General features: G+C 46.4%; 18 protein-coding genes. 5 read left to right on the top strand and 13 right to left on the bottom strand.

The features are described 5' to 3' along the window. On the bottom strand, nucleotides 1-1,185 hold the full coding sequence (locus tag C1N53_RS00760; RefSeq protein ID WP_137757518.1) for a hypothetical protein: 1,185 nt from the start codon (nucleotides 1,183-1,185) through the stop codon (nucleotides 1-3). A gap of 304 nt (nucleotides 1,186-1,489) precedes the next feature. Between C1N53_RS00760 and C1N53_RS00755 the strand changes: the two genes are divergently transcribed. The 4 genes from C1N53_RS00755 (at nucleotide 1,490) to C1N53_RS00740 (ending at nucleotide 5,854) form a co-directional block, all read left to right on the top strand. Then, nucleotides 1,490-3,394: a CocE/NonD family hydrolase gene (locus C1N53_RS00755; protein WP_206077599.1), complete on the top strand. Its 1,905-nt coding sequence runs from the start codon at nucleotides 1,490-1,492 to the stop codon at nucleotides 3,392-3,394. A 213-nt stretch (nucleotides 3,395-3,607) separates the two neighbouring features. Next, the gene (locus tag C1N53_RS00750; protein ID WP_137757517.1) at nucleotides 3,608-4,138 is read left to right on the top strand and encodes a hypothetical protein; all 531 of its coding nucleotides are present in this window, start codon (nucleotides 3,608-3,610) and stop codon (nucleotides 4,136-4,138) included. A 22-nt stretch (nucleotides 4,139-4,160) separates the two neighbouring features. Next, entirely contained in the window at nucleotides 4,161-4,562 is a 402-nt protein-coding gene (locus tag C1N53_RS00745) for a DUF2721 domain-containing protein (RefSeq protein WP_137757516.1), read from the top strand. An 80-nt stretch (nucleotides 4,563-4,642) separates the two neighbouring features. After that, on the top strand, nucleotides 4,643-5,854 hold the full coding sequence (locus C1N53_RS00740; RefSeq protein WP_137757515.1) for an S-adenosylmethionine:tRNA ribosyltransferase-isomerase: 1,212 nt from the start codon (nucleotides 4,643-4,645) through the stop codon (nucleotides 5,852-5,854). A gap of 224 nt (nucleotides 5,855-6,078) precedes the next feature. Here C1N53_RS00740 and lpxB read toward each other — a convergent pair whose 3' ends face one another. The 4 genes from lpxB to C1N53_RS00720 form a co-directional block, all read right to left on the bottom strand. After that, entirely contained in the window at nucleotides 6,079-7,191 is a 1,113-nt protein-coding gene (lpxB, locus tag C1N53_RS00735) for a lipid-A-disaccharide synthase (RefSeq protein ID WP_137757514.1), read from the bottom strand. A gap of 86 nt (nucleotides 7,192-7,277) precedes the next feature. Then, on the bottom strand, nucleotides 7,278-7,694 hold the full coding sequence (locus C1N53_RS00730) for a 6-carboxytetrahydropterin synthase (RefSeq protein ID WP_137757513.1): 417 nt from the start codon (nucleotides 7,692-7,694) through the stop codon (nucleotides 7,278-7,280). Further along, nucleotides 7,695-8,702: an iron ABC transporter permease gene (locus C1N53_RS00725; protein ID WP_137757512.1), complete on the bottom strand. Its 1,008-nt coding sequence runs from the start codon at nucleotides 8,700-8,702 to the stop codon at nucleotides 7,695-7,697. After that, nucleotides 8,699-9,619, bottom strand: coding sequence for an ABC transporter substrate-binding protein (locus tag C1N53_RS00720; protein WP_137757511.1), 921 nt, complete (start codon nucleotides 9,617-9,619; stop codon nucleotides 8,699-8,701). The genes C1N53_RS00725 and C1N53_RS00720 overlap by 4 nt, the downstream gene beginning before the upstream one ends. An 86-nt stretch (nucleotides 9,620-9,705) precedes the next feature. Here C1N53_RS00720 and rfaD point away from each other — a divergent pair, with 86 nt between their 5' ends. Then, nucleotides 9,706-10,671, top strand: coding sequence for an ADP-glyceromanno-heptose 6-epimerase (gene rfaD / locus C1N53_RS00715; RefSeq protein WP_137757510.1), 966 nt, complete (start codon nucleotides 9,706-9,708; stop codon nucleotides 10,669-10,671). A gap of 153 nt (nucleotides 10,672-10,824) precedes the next feature. On the opposite strand, the gene C1N53_RS00710 is transcribed toward rfaD, so the two are convergent. The 8 genes from C1N53_RS00710 to C1N53_RS00675 form a co-directional block, all read right to left on the bottom strand. Beyond that, nucleotides 10,825-15,912, bottom strand: coding sequence for an Ig-like domain-containing protein (locus tag C1N53_RS00710; RefSeq protein ID WP_137757509.1), 5,088 nt, complete (start codon nucleotides 15,910-15,912; stop codon nucleotides 10,825-10,827). A gap of 386 nt (nucleotides 15,913-16,298) precedes the next feature. Next, a complete protein-coding gene (locus tag C1N53_RS00705) occupies nucleotides 16,299-19,790 on the bottom strand; it encodes a hypothetical protein (RefSeq protein WP_137757508.1) in 3,492 nt (1,163 codons plus the stop codon). Continuing rightward, on the bottom strand, nucleotides 19,787-23,434 hold the full coding sequence (locus tag C1N53_RS00700) for a HAMP domain-containing sensor histidine kinase (RefSeq protein ID WP_137757507.1): 3,648 nt from the start codon (nucleotides 23,432-23,434) through the stop codon (nucleotides 19,787-19,789). Before C1N53_RS00700 ends, C1N53_RS00705 begins: the two co-directional genes overlap by 4 nt. Before the next feature lie 326 nt (nucleotides 23,435-23,760). Then, nucleotides 23,761-24,000 carry a hypothetical protein gene (locus tag C1N53_RS00695; protein ID WP_240773336.1) on the bottom strand — a complete coding sequence of 80 codons (240 nt, stop codon included), beginning with the start codon at nucleotides 23,998-24,000 and terminating at the stop codon, nucleotides 23,761-23,763. A 44-nt stretch (nucleotides 24,001-24,044) separates the two neighbouring features. Beyond that, complete coding sequence (locus C1N53_RS00690; protein ID WP_137757506.1) at nucleotides 24,045-24,608, bottom strand: DUF420 domain-containing protein; 564 nt, start codon at nucleotides 24,606-24,608, stop codon at nucleotides 24,045-24,047. After that, entirely contained in the window at nucleotides 24,586-25,149 is a 564-nt protein-coding gene (locus C1N53_RS00685; protein WP_240773335.1) for an SCO family protein, read from the bottom strand. Before C1N53_RS00685 ends, C1N53_RS00690 begins: the two co-directional genes overlap by 23 nt. Before the next feature lie 114 nt (nucleotides 25,150-25,263). Then, complete coding sequence (locus C1N53_RS00680) at nucleotides 25,264-25,611, bottom strand: cytochrome C oxidase subunit IV family protein (protein ID WP_137757504.1); 348 nt, start codon at nucleotides 25,609-25,611, stop codon at nucleotides 25,264-25,266. An 85-nt stretch (nucleotides 25,612-25,696) separates the two neighbouring features. After that, entirely contained in the window at nucleotides 25,697-26,443 is a 747-nt protein-coding gene (locus tag C1N53_RS00675) for a cytochrome c oxidase subunit 3 (RefSeq protein WP_137757503.1), read from the bottom strand. Nucleotides 26,444-26,454 lie beyond the last annotated feature (11 nt).

Below are 26,454 nucleotides of genomic sequence, written 5' to 3'. Positions count from 1 at the left end.
CTATCTGTTTAAGTTCATCCAAAAGTTAATCTCCAGGCTTAAGCCAACAAATGGCTTGACATACACTCTGTCGAAATCAAAATCTGAAATGGTGTTGGCAGCCTGATCACTTTGCAGCACAGTAGCACCAGCGTTAATGCGTATAAACGGAAGGGCCCTGTAGCCCAGGGCCAGGTACACCGGTCGCTTTACCAGCGGCCCGGTCGCCACATTATCTTCGCTAAACTCCAGATTTTTCAGAAACACACCTGCCGAAATGCTCGACCTCGACCAGAAAGCAGAAGAAAAAGGTGCCTTGCCTAGTGGAATAGAGATACCTGCATAAGGAGCTGTGGCCGAAGAAAAATTTTCAAAATCACCGGAGTAATAAACACCTCCGTAGCCGATATTCAGCGCAATTACGTTTCTTGTTTTCGCTGTAGCGTAATCTGTTATCTTCTTGCTGTCTGTTAGTGCCAGCAGTTGCGCGTTGGCATACTGGGCCACTTCCTGGTTTACCAGTACCTTTAGGGCTTCTATTTGCTCCTGTGCATATTTCAGCCTTACCGTTTGGTTATCTTCTCCTTCGGCAGCTACAATGTTGCGGCGGGCTTTGCGCAACCTCAGGTTGTTGATCTGCTCCAGCTTGTCGAGGACAATGTCCGAAAAACCATCAAACTCATAGTTGATATGGCTTCTGTAAAGCAGCAGCCCCTGCTCCACAATGGCATTCATGTCGCTACGCATGTTCCTGGGGTGCTTTCGCAATGCTACACTGCTCCTGCTAACAACAAAAGACTGGTCGATGTAGGAATTCAGGGCCGCATTTAACTGCCGGAGTAACTGCCGCTGCTGCCTTGCAGATGCCTGCCTGTAGTAGTTTATGAGAAAAGTATATTTTTCGTTTCCCCGCAGCGGATAATTAACAGGCAGTGTAAAACTGCCTTGCGGGTTTGCGGCACGGCTTTTCCAGGTATTTCTGTAAAGCGGCTCTTTGCTGGTATCGGTAGAGCCAAAAATAAGGATTTCTACCATTCCCACATGCTCTCCGGCTTCCCCTGTAAGCAAAAAATTGCTTTCGGCTGGCAGAGGCTGCCCTTCGTTAAAATAGGACCTGTCGTAGTTAAACACAACCGTTTCGTACTGGGCAAACAACGGGAAACTCAGAAGCAGGAAAAGTGTCAGTGCGTAAAAGTTTATTTTCATGAGGTGTAAAATTGCGTGTTAAAAATCCGAAAAATAGCGTTTCCTGAACAGCAACTGAAGGACTGTCCGCACAAAGGCTATATATTTTTAACCTGAAAAGGAGAGACAATGTTTAATAAAATTGCACAAATGTTCTTACCCTCTTTCAGTAAACCCAAGCTTAAGTACTGTTGCCCAAGCATTATTCCTAACTCCTGAAGCACACTTCAAAAGCAATCCTGCATAGAACAGTTTCATTGGTTCTTCCGCCTGTTAACAAAGTTTTTGCCTATATTCATGCTGCAAACTATCTAACCCTAACCTCATGAACAGAAAATTACATCTGCTACGGGCATTGCTGCTCCTGCTGATGCTCGGCTCCAGCGCTGTAACCACCGCTGTTGTGGCCCAGCGTGTAAACCAAGACTCGCTCTACATCCGGCAGAACTTTACCAAGCAGGAGTACCAAGTACCGATGCGCGACGGCAAAAAACTGTATACCATCGTGTATGCACCCAAAGACCAAAGTAAAAAGTACCCGATCATGCTGAACCGCACGCCTTATTCTGTTGGTCCGTATGGTGATGCGTATAAAACCTCGATGGCCCCAAGCCCAACCATGTTGCGCGACGGCTATATTTTTGTGTACCAGGATGTGCGGGGTACTTATATGTCGGAAGGTGATTTTGTGAACATGACACCCCACCTGCCCAATAAGAAAGGCAAAAAAGATATAGATGAAAGCACCGATACCTACGACACCATCGACTGGCTGGTAAAGAACCTGAAAAACAGCAACGGACGTGTCGGGCAGTGGGGCATCTCTTACCCTGGTTTCTATACAGCCGCAGGCTTAATGAGCAACCACCCCGCCCTGAAAGCCGCTTCGCCACAGGCTCCTATTGCCGACTGGTTCTGGGACGACTTTCACCACAACGGTGCCTTCTTTTTGCCGCACGCCTTCAACTTCCTGGCTAGTTTTGGCCTTCCGCGCCCCGAACCTACCAGCAAGCGCAATCCGAGCTTCAGCCACGGCACGCCCGATGGCTACGATTTCTTTTTGCGCATGGGCTCTTTAAAGAATGCCAACAAGTACCTCAACAACAAAGTAGCCTTCTGGAACGAAATGGCTGCTCACCCTAACTATGATAAATTCTGGCAAGACCGCAACCTGCTACCACACCTGAAAAACCTGAAAGGCACAGCCGTGATGACGGTAGGCGGCTGGTTTGATGCAGAAGACCTGTACGGCCCGCTTAAAATTTACCAGACCATAGAAAAGAACAACCCAAAGCTGCAGAACATGTTAGTAATGGGCCCATGGGTACATGGCGGCTGGGCCAGAGGCGATGGTTCCAGTTTAGGTGCCGTGCATTTCGGGCAGGAGAACTCACCCTGGTACCAGCAGAACATCGAAGCAAAGTTCTTTGCACATTACCTGAAAGGCGACGGTAAATCAGAGGTAAAGCTTCCTGAGGCTGTTATGTTTGAAACAGGTGCAAACCAGTGGCGCGAGTTCGATGTATGGCCACCCAAAAACACCCAGGACAAAACGCTTTTCTTTCATGCCAATGGCAAAATGAGTTTTGAGGCCCCTAAACAAGGTGAAGCCGAAATAAGCGAGTTCATCAGCGACCCTGCCAAACCTGTTCCTTTTACCGAAGCTACCGCCATCGGCATGACACGCGAGTATATGTCGGACGACCAGCGCTTTGCCAGCCGCCGCCCCGATGTGCTCTCGTTCCAGACAGATGCACTGACAGAAGACATCACGCTGGCAGGAGAAATACTGGCGCAATTGAAAGTAGCTACCACAGGTAGCGATGCCGATTGGGTTGTTAAACTGATTGATGTATATCCTGATGATGCTCCGGCTAATCCGCACATGCCTGGCAAAGCAATGGGAGGCTATCAGCAGATGGTGCGTAGCGAATTAATGCGAGGGCGCTTCCGCAACAGTTTTGAAAAACCAGAGCCGTTCACGCCAAACCAGGTAACCAATGTAGACGTGGCATTGATGGATGTACTGCACACCTTTAAAAAAGGGCACCGCATTATGGTGCAGGTACAAAGCACCTGGTTCCCGCTGGTAGACCGAAACCCACAGAAGTTCGTGGACAACATTTTCGAAGCTAACGAAGAAGACTTTATCAAAGCCACGCACCAGGTATATCACTCCCCTGCACAAGCGACAGGTCTGAAGGTAAAAACCCTGCAATTGGCACAATAGCTTTTGCGTAGCACGTAACACGATACACGTTTCACAATAAAGGTTTACCTTCTGCCTTCACAAACTACTTTCATAAGAAATGTGAATTCCTGGTTTACTTTAAAGGCAGAACCTGATCTTATGGATCATGATACAATGTCGTGTTACGTGCTACATAATGTAAACCTAAAACTCTTACCTTTGCACCTATACAAGATTTAACCAATATCACACATGAGTGCCAGAAGCTTTGAACTGTTATTAGAATCTGCCTATGATCCGGAGCAACCAGATGTGTTTCCTGATGGAGCTGCGGCTGCCTACAAAAATTTTGAGCAGGCCTTTAAACAACAGAGAGGCAGGGCTTCGGAAGAAGTGAATTATAGCTTTGAAATAGTTCGCCTGGGTGTAGCCATTGCGTTTGTAAAGGCGTTTACCAGGCTGGCTCATAATGAAAATACAAAAGAGGTGCTGGGTCTTTTAAAAGAGGCACTACAGGCAAAAAACACAAAGGAAATCGATAAGATTGTTCAGAAAAAGATCGCACTTTTTGACAACCTGTATCACGAAATCTTTGTGAACGAGCAGCGGGAACAAATTCTCAGTTTGTTTGAGCAAACACTGGATGCCTCCTCTAAAGAAGAACTCGACGAGCTGATGCTGGAAGGGTTGGAACTGCTGCAGGTAATAGACTTCGATGCTAACAACGACGAGGGCGATGATGACGAGCCGCTGGACGAGGACTTTATAAAAAGCATTAAGTAAAATTCCGATCATAGCCGCCCCTATGGAATTAACCTTAACTACTCCGGGTCTTTTATTTCCTGCTCTTTCGCTCCTGCTGCTGGCCTATACCAATCGCTTTCTTTCACTGGCAAGCCTCATTCGCGGGCTCAAAGACAGGTACGCCACCACCCACAACCGCGCTGTTTTCGGGCAGATACAGAACCTGCGCACCCGCTTAGTGCTGATACGCAACATGCAGGCTTTCGGTATAGCCAGTCTGCTGGGCTGTGTACTGTGTATGTTTGTTCTTTTTGCCGGCTATAATACTATAGGCAAATACGTGTTTGGCTGCAGCCTTATCCTCCTGATGATTTCCCTGGCATTAGCGCTACGCGAAATTCAAATCTCTGTACATGCCCTGAACCTGGAACTAAACGACCTGGAGGAAGAGAAGGAAAGGTAAAGTAAGCATCTGGTAAGCCACTACAAGAGCCCAACACATTACAGAAGGAATGCCTACCTTTGCAAAAAAATGTGTTCCTGATGATCGACCCAAAAAAACTGGCTATAAAAGATTTTGTGTATGAGCTGCCAGACGAACGGATTGCTAAGTTCCCTCTTCCAGAAAGAGATCAGTCTAAGCTACTGCATTACGCACACGGACAAATAACTGATAAGCACTTTAAAGCATTACCTGCCTTACTTCCTCCTGATAGCTTACTTGTTTTTAACGATACCAAGGTAGTACAGGCAAGGCTGTTGTTCAGTAAAGAAACAGGCGGCATTATTGAGATCTTCTGCCTGGAACCTGTTGCCCCACACCGGGAAGTACAGCTTGCCATGCAGCAAACAGGCTCCTGTACCTGGAAGTGCCTGGTTGGCAACAACAAACGCTGGAAAAGCGGAGCAGTACAACTGGCTTTCGAAGGAGGCATTCTGAAAGCAGAAAGACAGGAACAGCTGGAAGGTCACTTCCTGATCCGGTTTACTTGGGAACCGGCCAATCTCACCTTTGCCGAGGTGCTCGAGCAGTGCGGCAAGTTGCCGCTGCCCCCCTACCTGAACCGCGGCTTAACCCCCGAAGATCATACCCGCTACCAGACGATCTATGCCAACCAGCAAGGCGCTGTAGCAGCTCCGACAGCAGGCTTGCATTTCACCGATCAGGTAATGCAACACCTGCAGGAATGTGGCATCTACACCGCATACCTGACCTTGCACGTGGGAGCCGGCACTTTTAAACCTGTGAAAGCAGAGCACATGGAGGAGCACGAAATGCACGCAGAGCAACTCTATATCAGCAAATCGTTTCTGCAACAGTTGCTGCAACAGCTGGGGAAACCTGTAATACCGGTAGGTACCACCAGCATGCGAAGCCTCGAAAGTATCTACTGGCTAGGTACAAAAGTGCTCCGTCAGCCGCAGTTGGCAGAGAAGGATTTACATGTAAGCCAATGGATCGCCTACGAGACTGCAGAAACGCCTTCCGCTGCACAAGCCATACAGGCGCTGCTGGATTTTATGGCGCAACACCACACAGAACATTTACATGCCAGCACACAAATCATTATAGCTCCAGGCTATTCTTTTAAAATATGTGATGGTCTGGTAACCAATTTCCATCAGCCTGAAAGCACGCTGCTGCTGCTTGTTTCAGCGCTTATAGGCGAAAATTGGCGTAAAGTATATCAGCATGCGCTGGCTAACGATTACCGTTTCCTGAGCTATGGCGATAGTTCTTTACTGCTGCCTTAGTCTCGTAAGCTGCCTTAAAAATCTGTATCAATCAGATCATCTGATGCCCCTTCGCCTGGAAAAGCACGAATGAGCATAACAGAAATGGCAACTCCGGTTAAAAGTAACGTGAACAGTATCGGTTTCATAGTTAATAAAGTGTATCAGGTTCATAATAAAAAAAGAAGGCCTGCTGCTCCTTAGCGCAACAGGCCTTCTTTTTTACCTGTAAACCAGGGAAAGGGTTATGCTTTTAAATAGCTTACCATTAATTCGGCAGCACGTTCGGCAGTTCTGTAAGTACCTATTTTCTCACGCACCAGTATATAGCCTGCTTTCTGCTCTTTTATAAAGTACTTGTCGAAGAGTAGCTTCTTTAGCTCTGCCACAATTTTTTTAGGAGTGAAGTCGTCCTGTATAAGTTCTGTTACCACAGGTTTATCAGCAATCAGGTTCACCAGCGATATGTATGGCACCTTTATAACGCGCTTGCCAATAGAATAAGAGATGGTACTGGTTTTATAACACACCACCTGTGGCACACTAAATAAGGCCGTTTCAAGAGTAGCAGTACCGGAAGTTACCAAGGCTGCCTGTGCATACGAGAGCAGGTCGTAAGTCTGGTCGTATACAATCTTTATGTTAGGGTCTTTGTTATACTGCTCGTAATACTCCCTCGAAAAATTAGAGACTCCTGCTACCACAAATTGGTAGTCGCGGAACGAAGGAAGCACACTCAGCATCACATGCAGCATGTTTTCAATTTCCTGCTTACGACTTCCGGGCAGTATAGCGATAATCGGTTTATTATTGGTAAGCCTGTTTTGCGACCTGAAGTTCGGGTTTACCACATGATCGGTAACAGAATCCGAAACAGGATTGCCGATGTAATCTACCTCATAGTCGAAGCGGCCGTAGAACTCTTCCTCGAAGGGCATGATCACGAACATGCGATCCACCAGCTTTTTGATGGTGTGCACGCGCCCCTGGTTCCAGGCCCATATCTTCGGGGAAATGTAATAAAAAACCTTAATTCCCCTGGCTTTGGCAAATTTGGCAATGCGCAGGTTAAAACCTGCATAATCTACCAGTATCACCACGTCCGGCTGATACGCTTTTATATCGGCCTTACACTCTTTCAGGAAACCAAGTATTTTAAAGAAATTGGCAGCAGTTTCGGCAAAACCCATAAAAGCCATTTCCTTATAATGCTTTACCAACTGCATGCCGGCCTGCTCCATCATGTCGCCCCCCCAACCTCTTATGTCAGCAGCAGGATCTTTTACCCGGAGCTGTTTAATAAGATTGGAAGCATGCAGATCACCTGATCGCTCACCGGCTATAATGTAATATTTCATGCGGTAATATACGTTTGGGCACCCCTGATTCAGGCATGGTTAAAAGAAAGCAACAAATGGTAGCCTGGGCAAAATGCCCTTGTTGCTTATTCGCCGAAATACTCTACGTAGTTGCGTGGGGTTTCGTATAATTTAAGGCTGTGTAATTTGGCTTCGGATATCTCCGCAATTTTAGGGGCCAGTATATTCCAGAACTCCACTATCAGATTTTCGGTACTGGCCAGCTTATCTTCCATAAAAGGTACATCCAGGTTCAGGTTCTTATGGTCTACCTTCTCAATAATGTGCTTCCGGATAAGCGTACTTAGTTTCTTCAAGTCGATCACAAAGCCTGTATCGGGATCAGGATTTCCTTTTACAGTTACAATAAGCTCATAATTGTGCCCATGCCAGTTTGTATTAGCACACGGCCCGAATACCTCCTTATTCTTTGCCAACGACCAGTTCGGGTTGTGCAGCTTATGGGCTGCATTGAAATGCTCTAATCTGCTTACGTAAATCATCTAACTGCTAAACTTATAATTCTTTCGCGACAGCAAATATACGAAGAAAGGAACACCAAAGAACGAAGTAATGATACCAATTGGTAAACCTGCCGGCGGATAAAGTAAACGGGACAGCAAATCGCACAATAACATAAAGAAACCGCCTGCAAAAGCGCAGAAAAGCAGGTTGCTCCGGCCTGTTGCTCCCATGAGTGCACGGGTAACATGTGGTACAATAAGTCCGACAAACCCGATCGTGCCCGATGCCGCCACCGCTACGCCTGTAACTACTGAAACCGAAACCAGAATAATCCAGCGGGTCTGCGCCACATTTACACCCAAGGCATGCGCCCTGCCCTCCCCCAACAGCAAAATGTTCAGGTTTTTCTGCATAAAAGCGAACAGCAGCAGGGCCAGCACAAGTGCTACAGCGGGGTAAGGCAAAACATCCCAGCTGGCTCTTTCAAAACTGCCCATCGACCAGAAAATAACAGAGCGTAATTTGCCTTCTGAATCAGATAAAAATGTCAGCAGCCAGACCATGGCCGTACACAAGGAACTGATGGCTACTCCTGCTAAAATAAGTTGCGTTGGGATAATCTGCCCTTTTCGGTAACCAAGCACCACTACCAGTAACGTTACTCCCATTGCCCCCATCAGCGCAAAAACAGGGGGCATATAAATACCTGCTATTACCATTTCCACAAAGCCGAAGAATACAATAACAGCTCCGAGAGAGGCTCCTGAAGCGGTACCCAGCAGGTAAGGGTCAGCCAGCCCGTTGTTAACCATTGCCTGTAGCAAATACCCACTGAAAGCCAGCGAAGCACCTACCACCAAGGCCAGCAACATACGGGGCAGGCGCAGGTGTATAATCGCATAATGGGTAGTATTATGTTCATCGTAGTGCAAAAATGCATCCGCAATGGTAGCTACATCGGCTTCGAAAGTACCTACCTGCAGGCCCAGCACCAGCACCGCCAGAATAAGCAGTATAGCCACTAAAAAGTATAAACTCCTGCTCATGGATACAGAAATTTCTCCAGTTCCAGGATAGATTCTACTACACGGGGCGAAGGCCGGGCTATCAGGTCGCCTGTTGGGTCATACAGTCTTTTGTGCTGATAAGCATCAATCCTGCGTAGCTCCGGGTATATGCCAAAGAAGCTGTCTTCGAGTTTTTCCGGCGTTCCGCCTAGCAACACATCCGGGTTAAGCTTCAGAATGTATTCACGCGTCAGGGCCGGGTAAGGGTCCTGAAATACTTCTTTTACCGCATTTTCGGCACCAAGAATGCGCAGTTTATCAGTAAGCGACGTATTCTGCCCATACACATAAATAGGATCCGTCCAGGTAACGGCCAGCACACGTTGCTTTTTCTCATGCTGTTGATGGCGTTGGGCAATTTCCTGCACCTGTTGGCGCAATGAATCTGCCAGGTGTTTGGCAACCTGCTCTCTTCCTACAATCTGCCCTATATCTTCCAGTGCCGTAAAAATATCTTCTACGGTATAATATCGCTGGTAATAAACCGGAATCCCCAGCTCTTCCAGGCGGGCAGCTGTTTCGAGAGGTGTAATGCCCTCTACTGTAAACACTATATCCGGTTTCAGACGCAATACCTGCTCGTAATCGACAGGATAATTGCTCACAACAGGCTTTTTTTCTACTCCCGCCGGATAGTTACAATGGGGAGTCCGGCCTACAATATGGGCGGTATCGCATACTGCAAACAGCATTTCGGTCATGGAGGCTGCCAGCGAAAGCACCCGCACCGGCTGTCGCGTTAGCTTTACCTCCCGCCCGAGGTCATCTTTTAGCACCAGGGGCTCCTGTTGTTCGTTCTTTTTGCCGTAGCATGCGTACAGGGCAAATAGCAGCAATATAAAAAAGAACCTGAAGGCTCTGACAAGGGAGGTATTCTCTGGCGTATGTTTCTTCATGGATCCGGGAGCCGGGCACAACAAGCAGGCTCCATTAATTTTTGTAAATTTAACGCAATTTACGTTACAGCCTTTAAAACAAAACTATGATTGTCGTAACTGGTGCCGCCGGCTTTATCGGGAGCTGCCTTGTAAGCAGACTCAACGAAGCAAATTTTAACCACGTTGTGGTGGTAGATAATTTCTCTGTTGTGAAGAAAGAGAACAACCTGAAAGGTAAAAAGATAAAGGAGTTTGTAGACCGCGACAACCTCTTCGACTGGCTGGAGACAAATTATGAAGAGGTGGAATTCATCTTTCACCTGGGAGCCCGCACCGATACCACCGAGTATAACAAAGATGTGCTCGACCTCTACAACCTCAACTACTCCAAAAAAATATGGAATGCCTGCTGTGAATACCAGATTCCGCTGGTTTATGCCTCCTCTGCTGTTACCTATGGCTCCGGCAGTTTAGGTTTCACCGATGAAGAGGCCACATTACCCCTCCTGCAACCTCTGAACCCGTATGGAGAGTCGAAACATGATTTCGATAAATGGGCACTGGCACAAACTGCAAAACCATTTTTCTGGGCCGGGCTGAAATTATTTAATGTATATGGCCCTAATGAGTATCATAAGGGAGATATGGCTTCTGCCGTACTGCATGCTTTTCAGCAAATCAGAGACAAAGGCAGCGTTACCTTGTACCGTTCGCATAAACCGGAAGTGGCAGATGGCGAGCAAAAGCGTGATTTTACCTATGTAAAGGATGTGGTAGAAGTATGTTACTTTCTGATGCACCACCGTAGAAACTCTGGCATTTACAATGTAGGCACTGGCCAGGCACGCACCTTTATGGCCGTAGCCCTTCAGACTTTCGAAGCACTGGGTGTGGCACCAGACATACAGTTTGTAGATACGCCCTCTGCTTTACACGATGCGTACCAGTATTTAACTGAGGCGAAAACAAATAAGCTTCGCTCCATTGGGTATGATAAGCCTTTTTATACCTTAGAAGAAGGGATAAGAGAGTATGTGCAGGGGTATTTGCTGGAGGGGAGGTATTATTGAGAAATGATGGATGATGAATTCTTAATTATGAATAGGAATTGCAGGGCTGTTTATTTGATGAACGATGCTCTGCTATAATTTGTAAGCCATTTTACATAAGAAAGCCCCGGCAACTGCCGGGGCTTTCTTATGTAAAAACTGCCAGCTAAGTTACTAGTGCTGAATCACTAAACGTTGCGTAGCTACTTTATCATCTGTTTGCAGTTGCAGCATGTAAAGACCTTTGGAATAGGCTGCCGTTTCCAGCTCAAGCTGTAGTCGCTGATTGGCTTCGCCCTTACCTGCAAATTGCTTTACAACGGCTCCTGTTGCATCATAAATTGTTAATTTATAAGCACCTTCTTTTTCCAATGCAAAGGCTATAGTGGTTTTGCCATCAGCAGGATTCGGGTAGGCTATAAAGCTTTCTTCATCGGAGAGGTTAGCAGAAGCAGCTGTTATGGCACTGGTGCTCTTGGCGCTCAGGCAGCCACCTAGTTTATCGCCGTGGGCCAGGTGTGCCTGCACCGCACTTGGCGCTATGCAGTTTTCCTTGCCGTTGTGGCAAACAAGCACTTTATCACCTTTATTGCCGCAACGTACGTCTATAACCGTTATAGTAACAGTAGCTGAGTTGCTGCAAGCATCTGCATTGGCAGCAGTAGCTGTGAAGGTATATTCCCCTGCTGCTGTAGGAGCAAAAGCAAATGTTTCACCGCTTCTCTGCATGCCTGTTGATGATTGCCAGGTATAAACAGCACCTGTGCCAGCTGCAGCCGAAAGCGTTACACTCTGAGCCCCATAACCCAGGTAAATAGTACGTGCGTCACCGCCTGTAAACGCATTGCCCGAAGGTATAACCGTAATAACCGGAGCCGCCACTGGCCTACGCACTTTACCATCGCAGTTTCGGTCTATGCCATCGCACAAATCAGCTGCTTCCGGATTGACCGAGGCATCGGCATCGTTACAATCACCTGCACGGGCTATATAACCAGCAGGAGCTTCACAGGCTGTTACAGCGCTGGCTGCATCGCCATAACCATCTCCATCGGCATCAGCATAAAATACAGTTACACAGTTTACAGTAACACTTACCGGAGCTGAAGTGGCAGCCAGGCCTTCGTTGTCGTAAGCTTTGGCTGTTAAAGTATAGGCGCCGCCGCTAACTTGGCTCCAGGCAAAGCGGTACGGTACGGCGTCAGAGGTTCCTAATAGTACACCATCTACGTAATACTCCACTTTAGCAATCGTTCCATCACTGTCGGTGGCATTTGCTTCTATGGTGATGGCGGCAGGTGCATCGTAACTGGCCGAAGCAACCGGTGCTACAATGCTTATAGTCGGAGCTGCATTGGCAGGAGCTGACTCGCCATATACTTCCAGTTCAAAGATAGAGTATCCCCATACAGTAGCTCTGGCTGTTCCATATATCCTGATGTAGCGTCCTTTGCCTGCTAAATCTGAATGATCGTTCACCAGTGCTGTATTTCCTGTCACCGTTTTCAGATCTGTCCAATTATCGGCATCGGCTGATAGCTGGACTTTATAATCCTTTGCAAAGGCCGGTTCCCAGGTAATTTTCACACGGTTGATATGATAGCTTTGGCCCAGGTCTACCACCAGCCACTGCGGATCTGCAAACTGACTTGCCCAACGGGAACCCGGATTACCGTCTACTGCATTTGCACCAGGAGTATCAGCATTTTCAGTAGAAGACACGGTTACAGGCTTGTGCAGCGCCAGGTTTATGGCACCGTTTCCTGGCCCTTCTCCAGGCCCGGTGCTTCCGCAGGTGCTGCCCACGGTATATGTATGTGGCGATGCACTTGAATTTCGCTCGCCACCAGCAGGCACCCTGTAGGTAAAGTAGAAACTTAGAGCTGTTCCATTGGCAGGAGCATCTACGGAATAAGTGAAATCTGTACCAGAGGCTGCCATAACATAACCCGGATAAGTCCCTCCCTGATCTGCCGGTTTTGAATAAAGCAATACAAAATCAGTTCCTGCAATTGGCGTCAGCGGATGGAAGGTATAGGTTACTTTTCCTCCCTCTGTAACTGCACTATAGCTATAGTCTCCATTGGCTGCTGTTCCGCAGAAGGCTGCTGCTTTTTTGCCGTACACCTCCAGCTCATAGAGTGAATAGCCATAAGGGGTGGCGCGTTTTGTCCCGTAAATCCTGACATAGCGGCCTGCCTGCGAAAGCTGCGGATGCTCGTTTACCAGCGTAGTATTGCCTGTAATGGTTTTAACGGTTGTCCAATTCTCGTTATCCGCTGAAATCTGTAGCTGGTAATCGGAGGCAAAAGCAGGTTCCCATACGACCTTCACCATATTTATAGTATATGTTTCGCCTAAATCTACAGTGAGCCACTGCGGATCAGAGAAGGCACTGGACCAGCGGGTAGTACCATTGCCATCTACTGCATTAGAGCCAGGCGTGCCCGGGTTTTCCGTTGAAGAAACTGTCACCGGTTTACGCAGCGCCAGGTTTTCCCCATAAACCACAGGCGTACTTACTGCTATACTAACAGCGGCAGAAGTGGCTGACAAACCGCCGTTGTCATACGCTTTTGCAGTAATAGCATAGTTTCCTTCAGTTACATTGTTCCAGGTAAAGCTGAAGGGGCTGGTAGTATCGGTGCCCAACAGAGTGCCGCCACTGTAAAACTCCACTTTACTCACAGGACCTTCCAGGTCGGTAGCTGTCGCATTAATGGTGATGTTAGCCGGGGCTGTATACACAGCATTATTGGCCGGCGCTGTTATACTTACTGACGGTGCTGTGTTAGCCGGCGCTTCTGCCGTATAGTAGATATTGTCAAAATAAAAATCTGATGTAGCAGCAGGAGCATCACCAGCAAACATAAACAACTGGTTTACTCCCGCCAGGTTGATGCTGCCCAATGCTTTTATAGGTATAGTCACCTCGTGCCACGCTCCGTCTCTTACCAGACCATACTGGTTCTGTCCTGCTGCAAAGCTTATCCAGCCCTCGCCACCTGTTGTGCTCACACCTATTCTAAAACCGACTGTGGCAGTTGTTTTCATGTAAAACTTGATGGCACCGTTCTCAAAATAAGTCAGGTTACGTTCGTTGTTCGCCACTCCCATGCCAAACCAATTGCCTGGAGCAGCCCTGAAGGCCAAAGCGTCAGTTCCTTCGAAAGGTGTGGTAGCCGGCGCAGTTCCTAGGTTATTCCATACGTAGAGGTTAGCATCTACACCTAAAGTAGCTTTCTGTGTAATAGCAGCTTGTTCTGTAAAAACACCATACTTATCAGCTGTTATGGTATTGTCTTTTACCACAAATGTTACAGGTTCCGAAGTCGTTGTCAGTTTACCGTTATCTGTTACCCTGGCGGTAATAGTATAAGTACCGGCGGCCACATTGGCCCAGGTAAAACTATAAGGGCTGGTAAAGTCGGAGCCCAATAAGGTGCTGCCGTTATAGAAATCTACTTTATACACCATACCGTCTGCATCAGCAGCGTTGGCATTTATAACAACATTAGCTGGTGTTGTAAAGTCTGCCGAGGCTGTAGGTGAGGTAATGCTAACCGTTGGTGCTGTATTACCAGGAGCCGCCACGAAAACAGTGGCCGGTTTAGAAGCCCTGGTTACACCTTCGTTGTCGGTTGCTCTGGCAGATAATGTATATACTCCGGCAGCCACATTGCTCCAGGTAAAGCTGTAAGGGCTGGTTTCGTCGGTACCGATCAAGGTTAAGCCGTTGTAGAAGTCTACTTTGGTAATATAGCCGTTTTCATCAGCAGCATCAGCGGTAAGCACTATATCATCTAAGGTACTCAGCAATGCTTCGTTAGCAGGTGCGGTTAGGCTTACTGTTGGTGCCGGGTTAGCAGCCACACCGCCGCTATAATAAATATTATCGAAATAAAATTCTGTATTAGCACCCGGTGCATCACCGGCAAACATAAATATCTGGTTAACAGATCCCAGGTCTATGTGCATGCCCATGTTCGGGTTATTGAACATACTGAGCGGGATGGTTACTTCGTGCCACTGCCCGTCTCTTACCAAACCATATTGCTGCACACCCGGCGGGAAATCTATCCAGCTTTCGCCGTGCCCGCTGGCAATACCAATTTTAAACTGGCCGGTATAAGTGGTTTTAAAATGGAATTTAAGCGATCCGTCTGCAAAGTTCTGCAGGTTCTTCACCTCGTTTGAAATGCCTAAGCCAAACCAGTTGCCAGCCGCTGCCCGAAGCGCCAGCACCTCGTTCCCTTCAAAAGGCGCGGCCCCCGGAACTGTAGCCAGGTTGTTCCAGATATAAAGATTTGCATCCTGTCCATAACTGAGTTGCCCGCTTAGGTCTGCGCGTTCGCTGTACACGCCATAATTACCTGCTTCCGCATTGTCTTTGCCCAGAAACAATTCATCTCCCGGGTTCTGATACAACCTGATGTAATCGACATACATTTTGGCAGGAAGTGGTGCCGTTATACCATCTGCACCATATATACCTGTAAATTGCCCGCCAATCGCCAGATTTAGCAGGATGTACTGCGTACGGTGAAATTCTTCTAAATCGGCAGCTGCAGCGCCTTCTATGTTAAATGCGAAAACTTCTATATCGTCCAGGTATACCCGAATTGCTTCGCTGTTCCAGGTCATTTTGTAGATGTGGTACTCGTTTGTAAGGTCGGTACTGCTGGTATACTCCCGGCTATAGTCTGCCTTGTTTCCCCCACTTTGCCAATGCACTGCAGAACTCATACGCTTGTTCACAACATTGTCGGCAATGGATTTAGCAGCTCCCATTTCCAAAATATCAATTTCGCCGCTGGCTGGCCAGGTGCCCGTGGAGCCTAAAAGCCAGAAAGCGGGCCAAAGGCCATTTTTTAAATCTGGCACTTTGATGCGTGCCTCCAGGGTACCGTACTTAAACTGCACTCTGCCATAGCTTTTCATGCGGGCTGAGGTAAACTGTCTGCTCTGAAAGTTCTCCCGGCGTGCCTCAATCACCAGGTTTCCGTCTTCGATGCGGGCATTTTCAGGACGGCTGGTGTAATATTGCAGCTCCTGGTTTCCCCATCCACAGAGCCCACGTTCACAGCCATCCCCAAAATCAAAGGTCCAGTTCTCGGGATTAATGGTATTCCCGTTAAAGTTCTCTTCCCAGACAAGTACCTGCGCATTGGCAGGCACAACTGCATAAAAGCCCAGCACCGCCAACAGTGCCAGCTTTACAAACCAATCATGCTTGATTCGGATTGAATAAAGGTTTCTCATACGCTTTAACAATTATAGATATGTAAATAAAATCCAATAATCCAGCATATATCACCTATACCATGGCTGCCTGCCATAGTAATTTTATCCAGGTCTGTTTAAAGCTCCATTCAGTAAACAGGCTTATAACAGCTATAGAAGCTTTGTATCCAGCACAAGCTTTCCTGGTAAACAATAAAAGGTGATTAAAACGATTGAAGCGGGGGCGGGTAAGTATGGATTATTGTTAAAGCATATAATAGTGAGCACTCAATCATTAAGAATAAATACACGTAAAACAGCCAGTTAGGTTTCAATTATTCCCAAAAATATTTAAAAATGTATCTCTTCCCGAAACTGAAAACCAACAAAGCTGCTCAGCTATAAATAAGAATGCTCCGATCAGCTTAAAACAGCACCGACACCTGCGTACGGCCTGTATGGACGGCTCTTACCAGGTTAGCCTTTCGTCCATCGTAGTTGAGGGAAATATTTAAACCGTTGCTCAATCGCTGCTGCACGTTCAGCGACCAGGTAATATTGTTGCCGGGGCGTAAAGCATTCAGGATTTCATAGCCTACATAAGAATATTCATTGCCTGTAAAATCTATGTTCACGTAGCGGATAAGCCCTGAAACGGTACGCTTGTTTACCTGGCTTAGCCTTGTCTCCAGCCCCAGTTCATGAAAAGCCGCCTGTTGTAGTTCCTCTGCTGTAGCCATAATATCTTCTCGCAAAGCAAACTGGTAAGTGCCTGTAAAACGAAGCTTTGTATTAGGCTGATAGGCCAGTTCAGGCGTCAGTTCATGCGACTGAATTTCGAAGTTTTTAGAAGACAGAAAATTGGACCGGCTTTCCCGTACGTTCTGCCCCAGGCTTAGCTTTGAGCTTAGTACCTCGTTTAGGTTTAAGCGCCCGATAATGGTGTGGCCGGAGAGGTTGCGGGTTTCGGTGCCGTTGGTAAGCAGCGATTTCTGCTGATTCTGCTGTACCGTATACTCTAACCCATAGCGCGGATTGCTGCGGTTAAAGTACAGCGTGTTGCGTAAGGTTTTAGCCATCGATAAAAGCATTTCATCCTCCGTTCCCTGACTGAATGGGTTAAAGCGGTTCAGCAGATCGGCATCAGTGGTCTTCTTATCGATGTTAACAAAAGTGAGGACAGAAAACCTGGCGGCAAAGCCCTTTATACCTGGTTTACTACGCCAGCTGCGGGGCGTGTTGGTGTTCAGCCTATAGGTAAACTGGTTGGTGTAGGCATTTACGTACTCATCGGTTGGCAAAAATATTTTAATATAGCGCTGCTGGTCCACTGTCTGCGCCTCCAGGTAATCGTTCAGGTCGTTAGGATTGCCTCCGTCGCGCAGGTAGTGCGTTCCCTGCCCCGGCAGCGTTTCCCTAAAAATAAAGATCCGCTTCAGTTCCCGCCCTGTACCTATGGCATAGGTTAGTTCTGAGCGGAAACTACCATCCAGGAAACTGGCATTATAGTCGATGCGCGACTGCACATTCTCTTCGTTCTGGGCATTAACCAGGCTAAGCTTACGGTAGGTTGCCTGTATCGCCAGATCGCTGTTTGCACCCAGGCGCGTTTGCATCGTACCGTTATAGGTCTGCCCAACCTCCGGCAAAGCCAGGTCACCGTTTAAGGTAGGCCTTAAATCGGTACGGTGGCTATAGTCCAGCCTGAACTGTGTGCGGGCGGTATCATGGCTCTGAATAAAGAAAACGTGCTCATCAAAATACATGGCCGAACCTGTTACCGAATCGGAGCCTAATGCTGTAATTCTGTTTTTATCGAAACGATAGATATAGCCGGGTGAAATCTTACCAGCTTTGTATTGGATACCTATGTCGCCCCTGTACCAGACTGACCTCCTATCTGCCTGCTCACTGTTCAACATAAAAAAGCTATTCTTCACTTCCAGTTTACCGAGCTGTTTATTGGCATCCAGGTAATGCTGCACACCATTCATCTGATTTTGCCTATAGCGGCGGCTGAGCCTGTAGTTGAGCAGGTTATTGGCATCCTGCACTGCACCTACCGAAAAGTTCAGGATATGGTCTTCGGCCTGCAGGTCCGGGTTCTGCAAACTCCAGTCGCGGTCAAACTCTATCGGGCGGTAACGATCGATAGGGCTGAAGTTTCTGTCGGTATATTCGTAGTTAAGCGTGCTGTTAAATTTGTACTTCCCTAACAGAGGAACCTCCTGTTCCTGCACGTTATACCCGACACGCAACGCTTTACCGTTATCGTCGGCGGCATCGCGTCTGGAGAAGCGGTTCAGGTCGTTTTGTGAAGCAGCCCCTTCCAAAAAAAGATTTATTCCCTTACGGACTTCATAATTACCGCCCAGGTTTACCAGCTGTTTTTTGCGGGGCGGAGGCAGAATACGCAAAGGCGCATAACTCCCCTGCGGCACTCCATTAACCGGGGCCACCCATTTGTAAACACGTCCGTTCACGGTTGAGTTTGCCATTACATAATCGCCCTGATTCAGCCCTACTTCCGAGAAACGAACATTATACACCGCCGCACTCGGATCAGTAGAATAAACGAATATCCTGGCCTGCTCCCGCCCCTCATTATACACTGAATCTCGCTGCGCATACAGCACCTGCGACGGATCGAAGGCCACAAGTGAAGCACCGGAAGTTACCGCTTGCGAAAGGTTGTCCCCGATTTCAGACAAGAGTTTTTTTTCTTCATCCTGCAGGTCCAGGTTGATCAGGTTGTTGGGGTTATCGGATTCGTTATAGTAGTTGGTATACAGATGCAGTTTATCGAGCTGCTGATAATGGCTCATGTGGTAGATACCACGGCTATAGTTCATATCGGAATACTCGAAATCAACTTTAATGCGGGTATTCTTCGTAATAAGGTGGCGTGTGGTGAAGGTGATCTCGGCCTGGTTATAATCAATGGTATAGTCGTAATCGTAGCCTCTTTGCAGCAGCCTGCCATCCAGGAACACGCGCTCCGAGTTTGCCAGCACTATAATAAAACGTTCGTTATTAGGCCCACGCAATCGGTAAGGCCCCAGCACTCCTTCCAGCGCCTGCACATTTTCCGAGGCGAATTTTCCTTTTGATACAGATGCCGCGACTGCTGTTACCCCCTGCCTTTCCGGGGCTTTCCCAAATTTTGTTTCGAAAGCACCACCCTGCACGTTTTTGTAGAATTTCATGAAGTACGAAGGCTTACTTTGCAGCACAACATCTCCTGCTGTTAACTGCCAGAGCCGGTGCGAAAGCGTTATATAAACACGATCAAACTCCTGTAACTGCTGCGTATTTCCTTCCGGCTGAAACGGTATGTTCTGATCTGTGATAGCAGCTGTGATGCTGATGTCGTCGGTTAGTTTACCGTCGAGCTGCAGGTTAAGTGCAGAGTTTACAAATACGTTCTGTGTATTGCCAAAGGAGATACCGCGGGAGATGCTGCCCGTTTTATGAAGGCCCGGCGTTTTAAAAATCTCCTCTTTCGATGTAAAATCAGTTTCATAATATCCCTGCTGCGATTTGCTTACATCCAGCTTCGTGATATCGTTATGAAAAGCGGCTTTTGTCAGATTGAGCGGGAGCACCCGGTAGCACACCAGTACAGAATCTCTGGCAGGCATAAAGTTTCCCAGTGAATCGGGCGCAACAGCATCCGGGGCAGGAAAGCGAGTTAATCGAAACTCATGGGTACTGTAGTTATAGTCGAAGCTATACTGGTTTGGCACGCTACCAGGAAAGCTAACAGAAGCAGGTAAAATGGTAAGCGAGTCCAGAACAACGGGATCAGGAGACACAGGTATCCACTGGCAACGCTTGTTGCTGGCAGCCGGTGACTGGGCAAACAGCGGGACACTTAACAGGCACAGCAATAACCCGATGTACCAGCTTTTTATCATACAGAAGCCAGAGGTAAAGAGATAAAAAACGTGGTTCCCTTACCTTCCTCTGTATCAAACCAAATCTGGCCACCAGCGCTTTCTATTCCTTTTTTGGCCACTGCCAGGCCAATACCAGAACCTGTGTACTTGGTACTGAAATTCGGTATAAAAACTTTGTTCCGGATCTCAGCAGGTATACCACTGCCATTGTCTTTTATAGTTACCAAAGCAGTTCGCCCTTCCTGCTGCACCTCCAGGGCTACTTTTAGGTGAGGTTTACGGCTGGCTGGCACCGCCTGTATAGCGTTCAGCAGAAGATTGTTGAATGTTCGCACAATCAGGCTTTCATCTCCCAGTACTATTACTTCTTCCGCAGGAATGTCTTTAAGAATTACAGCCGTAGCCGGATCGTTATGCAGATCGGCTGCCTGCTGCAGGGCTGCTGCCAGGTTCATGGGCTCAGCCTTTGGCTCCGGCATAGAGGTAAAATTAGAGAATGAGGTAGCTATATCGCTCAGAATGTTTATCTGGGTAATCAGCGTGTGTGATATTTTATCAATGAGTTGCTCTGTATTCGGTTTCTTTTCAGCAATGGCTTTCTGCAGGTATTGCAACGAAAGCTTCATAGGTGTCAGTGGATTCTTGATCTCATGGGCCACCTGCCTTGCCATTTCGCGCCAGGCAGCCTCTTTCTCGCGCATTGCCAAGTCAACCTTATTCTGCTCCAGCGTAAGCAGCATACGGTTATACTCGTTTACCAGCATCCCGATTTCATCGGCTCCTTTATAAAGCAGCATTTCGTTTTTACCGGCAAGCGACGTTCGCTTCAGTTTCTCGGTGAGCATGCGCAAAGGCACTGTTAAGGCTCTGGAGGCAAAGAAAGTAAGCAGGATAAACACCATAAACATAATGGTAAAGATGTTCATGGTAGTTGTAATCAGTTCGATCAGCTTGGATTCCAGTTCTTTTTCAGAATCGAAGAAAGGGATACCGATAAAGCCTTGCAGCTCCCCCTGCGTACTGTTGTCGCGCAACGGCATGTAGAGCGCATTAAAAGTCAGGCTGCCGGCTTTTTCATCGAGCAGCACCCGCAAAGCCTGTCGCTCCGACACAGCAGCAAATGCTGCCGGATTAACTAATTTGGAAAGCAGGCCTGCTTCAAATATCATTGGCTGACTCGTTACAACAAGTCTCCCGTGCCTGTCATACAAGTTAATGTCTGTTTCAGAAATACTTGCCACATCGGTAACTTTAGATTGCAACAACCTCCTGTTTAAAAGACCATCTGTTCGCAGCAGGCTACTCAGATTTTGCTGAACAGACTCCCCCCTTTGTTCATATGTCATCATCAGGTCTTTCTTATAGGAAGATGTTACAAGACTTGCCGTTGTAATACTTACCAGTAAAAGCGGAAGAAGAATGCCAAAGTTCAAAAACAGCTGAATTTTTGTACTAAAATTAGGACTGAACTCTCTTACATACTGCCTGTTAAACAACAAATAAACCACCAGGCAGCATATCAGGCCAAACGTAAACGACAAAAAAAGGAAAGAGAAATTAGACAGTATCTCCCGCCCCCCATAGTTTTCTGTGGTGATAACAAGCACTTTTCCATCGGCATCCTGTACGCCCAGGTGGTGAGAGTTATCCTGTGTAATGCCTTGCCTGTAAAGGTCGATGCTTTGCATCCGTGCCTTGTTAAAATTGGTAGCATAATCATACTCGCCTTCGCTGTATACCAGTTGGTTTTTCTCGTATATCGCGTAGCTTAAAAAGTCAGTTCTGAATAACTGGCTGTTTTTCTGATCTACCAGTAGCTCAGGAACCACACTATGCGGCAATAGCTTTTTAAGCGTAAGCTGCAGCACTATAGTACCCAGATGCCGGTTGCCTAGCGGAATCTCGATTATTTTAAGGTACATGCGGGCATTAAACTTAGTTGGATCGTTTATCAGGAACAGGTTTTTCCGTTCTGTTCGGGTAAGCGGCTTATCATACCTGTTTATCAGTTCCTGCAGCGTAGATGCAGTGGTATCGGCGCTCACCAATGTACGGCCTTCGCTATCGAACAGCAGCACATTGGTTTCGTACTTATCAAAGTAATCCCGCAGGTACTGTTTTGATATCTTACGTTTTATAAAAGCAGCGTCCACGTAAGGGCCCATCATTTTCATCTTGATCAGGCCATCATGCGCAATCTTCCGCGACACATCCTCCTCCAGCATATATTCGGCCAGTACATCATTACCCTGCAGTAAATTGGAAGCGAAGTTCTGCTTATAAGCCAATATCTCTTTCTGGTAATGGGTATACAACGCAATGGCACCTGTAAAAGCACTAACAGCCATTACCAGCAACAGGAACAGGTATATCCGGTAAGTAAAACTGACAGCGCTCCGGTGTTGCGCCGAAAGCATCACAGCCAGCCAGAACACAACGCCCGTTATGATAATACTGATCAGGTAGGCCACCTGCAGGACCACCACAATCACGATAAACAGAGCAGCTACAGCCCCTAGTAACTGATACGGCCACATTTTTGGCTCTTTGCTAATCAGCACCGATAAGACAGTGGAAAGGATATAGGCAAACACGCACAAAGAGCCGGCATGCACGAAAATAGTACCCAGTAAGATGATCTTGTATTTTGTGATATCCAGGGTTTGGCTGATATCCAGCGAAAGAGGAGAGTTATGGTAGATGCCGTGATAAAACTTAAACAGCAACAGCAACAGGATGTAAAAAATCACAATACAATTAAGCTGCAGGTACCTGCTATGCCTCTTGCTGATCGTTTTTAGCTGTGAAGCCACCTGGTTCTTATTGAACAGGTACAGCGAGGCCCAGGCTACAGTAGCCAGCAGCAGCATGTTAAGGGCTAAATCGCCTACAGACGGCGACCAGAAAGACGCAGCATACAACCTGGGGTCGAACAGCCTGATTTCTGCTATGGCAAAGGGCAGGTTTAGTGCTAAAAGTGCCAGCCTGAGTAGCAGCAAAAGAGACAATAATAGAAAAGCTCCCTGTGTGAATTTCTCCTTCCGCAGCAACCGGTTACTCCACAGAGCACTGAAAGCAATATAAAAAGCGATTCCCGATGCAAGTAAAAACAGCTTTAACCCATCGTGGCCTGTTTGTTTTCTGCCACTCTTCAAATCCAGGGCAAACAGAAAATCACCTTGGTTTGTGCGTACCTGTGGATAATTAGCCCTGGGGTCCAGCACCAGCTTTGCCTGTGTGTTCTGGAAAATATGCTGCTGTAGTCCGGAAGTGAGGTAATCGTTGCTGATCCGGTAATCGATCTGCAGCGGAATATAAATCAGTAACTGGTATGCCCGTTCCCGATGAGGCACTACTATAAAAGTACCAAAACTATTACTTAGAGCAGCGGGCCTGTCTACAACAGGCGGAAAGTCTAAATCAGGAACAACCGTATGATCAGACCAGAAAACCAACTGCCCTTTCTCATACACAAATGTTGGATACTTCGACTTTTTCAGAAGGTGAGAAAAAGAGATGGTCCCCCCGCCATTCAACTGGCTCCCTATTTTTTTTGCCTCGGCCTTTGCTTCATCAACAATATGATTAATTCTTTTTGAGATAGCTGCCTGAACTGTCTGAGAGTCTTTATTCGCAATCAGAGCAGGTAAGTTGTAATGCAAGGCTGCTGTGGCAATAAAACACAGCAATGCGCAGACAAAACAAATTAAGGGGGTGATCTTCAGGTTCAAAACAGAGCAATTTATACGAATTTAAGTAAAACGCCGGATAAGCACTATTGATTCAATGCAATTATAGCGTTTCTATCCTCTTTCATCAAATTTAGTGCCTGAAAAGCAACAGGTTTGCAGACAGATTATTGTCAGAGCTATAGGCATCGCTAAAGGTGGTATAATAAGATGTAACTAATAGCAGAGGCCCTTAAAACTGCTTAAATCAGTTTTAAGGGCCTCTGCTATGGCTGCTCGTAATACTTTCCTACAGAAAGTTAACCATTCGATTTGCGGTTATTTTTATACCACAGAAAACCTACAGTACCTACCAATACATAAGGTATAATCATGAGGTACAAAATACCTGTATTTAAACCGGAACCAACATCAGACTCAGGTTCTTTGCTGCCTGTACCAACATTCGATTCCACAGTAGCACGACACATAGCACATTGGCTATAGGCATCCGTAGTAACTATTACCAGAAGAAACGCTACTACGGTAGCTACCAACATTTTCTTTATTTTCTGCATCATCATCTATCGCTAACACAAACTTACTACAGGTTCCAACTGTAGTATGGTGATATTAAAACATAAACTAAAACACCTGTAACTGCAACGTATAACCATAGCGGGAATGTCCAGCGGGAAATTCGCCTGTGCCTGGCGTGTTGCTCCGTAATGCCAAAGTACATGGATAAAAGTACCAGAGGTACAATTACGATAGCCAGTACAATATGTGTGAGTAAAACAAAATAATAAAAACCTTTCAGGAGTCCCTCCCCTCCGTACACCGTACGCTCACCTAAAAAATGATACGTAACATACGACACTAGAAAAACGGAAGATAAACTAAATGCCACAATCATGGCATTCCGGTGAGCCCTCGTATTTCTACGCTTGATGTTATAATATCCTATCACTAATGCTACGGCTGTGAGAGAATTCAGGATTGCATGAAAACCAGGTAAATTAGTTACGTCGATATCATGGTTTCTTGCTTTTGGCATAAAAAACAATAATGCCACTACAATTGGAATAACAACAGATAAAACGGCAATTATAACCAGGAATGTCTTGTCCTTCTTTGCCTCCACTTTATTTGCTTTTACTGTATTCATCTAGAAGTACATTTATTTCAGTTATCAATCTATCCACCTCAACCGGATCTGTTCCATCGTACTGCCCTCTGATATGCTGATTTTTGTCTACCAGCATAAATTTTTCGCTATGGATAAAATCCTGCTGGCCTTCCACCTGTTGCACAGGCAAATAAAACCCTTGTTGTGCTAAAGTATAGATCTCCTCTCTGTTACCTGTCAGGAAAATCCATTTTTTTGGATCGGCCCCATACATGCTGGCATACTCTGCTAATACTTCCGGCGAATCATTTTCTGGATTTACAGTAAGGGATACAATGTTAACGGAAGGGTTATCAGCAAAAGCTTCCTGTACTCTTGATAGTTGGGAAGACATTTTCTTACACACATCCGGGCAGGAGGCAAAAAAGAAGTTGGTAACGTAGATTTTATTTTCCAGATCCTGCTGCGTTACCCTTTCTCCCTGCTGGGAGGTAAAGGCAAAACCAGGGACCTGGTGAAATAGGGTATCACCCTTTTCATCAAAAAGGACTTCACCTTCTTCATCAGTTTTAGGAAACAAGGTTTTTAACGTAAAATGATGTTCCCCAAAAGACCCGACGAATATAAAAACAAGAAGAGGCACTAATAATAGGATACCTAATATTAGTGCCTTTTTACTACTCATATATCTTCTTTAATTAAAGTAATTCGTAACGGAATCGTAATAGTAACTTCCTTCAGAAATAAGTGCTACCATTAACCAGATTACCAAAGCCATTGGAATAAGAATACACCAGATAAGCGCTTTTGTTTCGTGCTTTAAGTGCATAAATTCAGCTACAATGTAGAAAGCCTTAAAAATAGTAAGCACAATAAAGATGGCATTTCTGAGTGTGCCGGCATCCATGGTGAATGCTATCAAGAACTCAAATGCGGTAATTGCCACCAATATCCAGAAAGTTTTCCAGATCTGCTTTGTTTGTGGTTTCGGGATTTCACCAGTGTGGTTGAAATCATGTGAATGATCAGAATGCATTGCCATAGTATTCTATAACTTTATTAACGGTTACTTTCCTGTTATAAAAACGGCAGGAAAACAGCTCCAGTTATTTTTAAGTTTATCTTAATTAGATCAGGTAGAAGAATGTGAAAACGAATACCCAAACAAGGTCTACAAAGTGCCAGTAAAGACCAACTTTTTCAACCATTTCATAGTGCCCACGTTTGTGATACACACCGTTTACAGTATTGATGAAAATCATGATCAGCAACACCACACCACTAAATACGTGTGTACCGTGGAAACCAGTGATGAAGAAGAAAAGATCTGCAAACAATGGCGGACCATACTGGTTAACTGTTAAGTTAGCTCCGAAAACTCTTGCTCCGTCGCTTAATAACATACCTTGGTCATCACCGGTAATAAAGTGAGCCCACTCCCATGCCTGACATCCTAAGAAAGTACCACCAAACAGGATAGTCCACAACAACCACTTCTGAACATCGTTTTTATCCATTCTATGTCCGGCTTCAACGGCCAATACCATGGTAACTGAACTTAAGATCAGGATCATGGTCATTAAGGCTACGAAGGCAAGCGGCAGATCCACGCCATGAAAACCAGGGAAAGCATTAAACACTTTCTCAGGAATTGGCCAATACTCAGTTGAGAAAATAAAGGCTTCAGGTTCGCCAGTGTAAGGCAAGTGCTTGTGACGTGAAAGACCGTAAACAATTAGAAGCGCACCAAAAGTAAACGCATCTGAAAGCAGGAAAAACCACATCATTAGTTTTCCATAGCTCGCTTTAAATGGTTCGTTTCCACCATCCCATGTACCTGTACTAGGTGCTTCCAGCGTAGTTGATGTAGACATAGTTTATGTAT

It is taken from the genome of Pontibacter sp. SGAir0037 (assembly GCF_005491705.1).
GTDB lineage: Bacteria > Bacteroidota > Bacteroidia > Cytophagales > Hymenobacteraceae > Pontibacter.
Note: the sequence above shows the minus strand (reverse complement) of the source record. Positions and strands in the feature narration are given on the sequence as shown.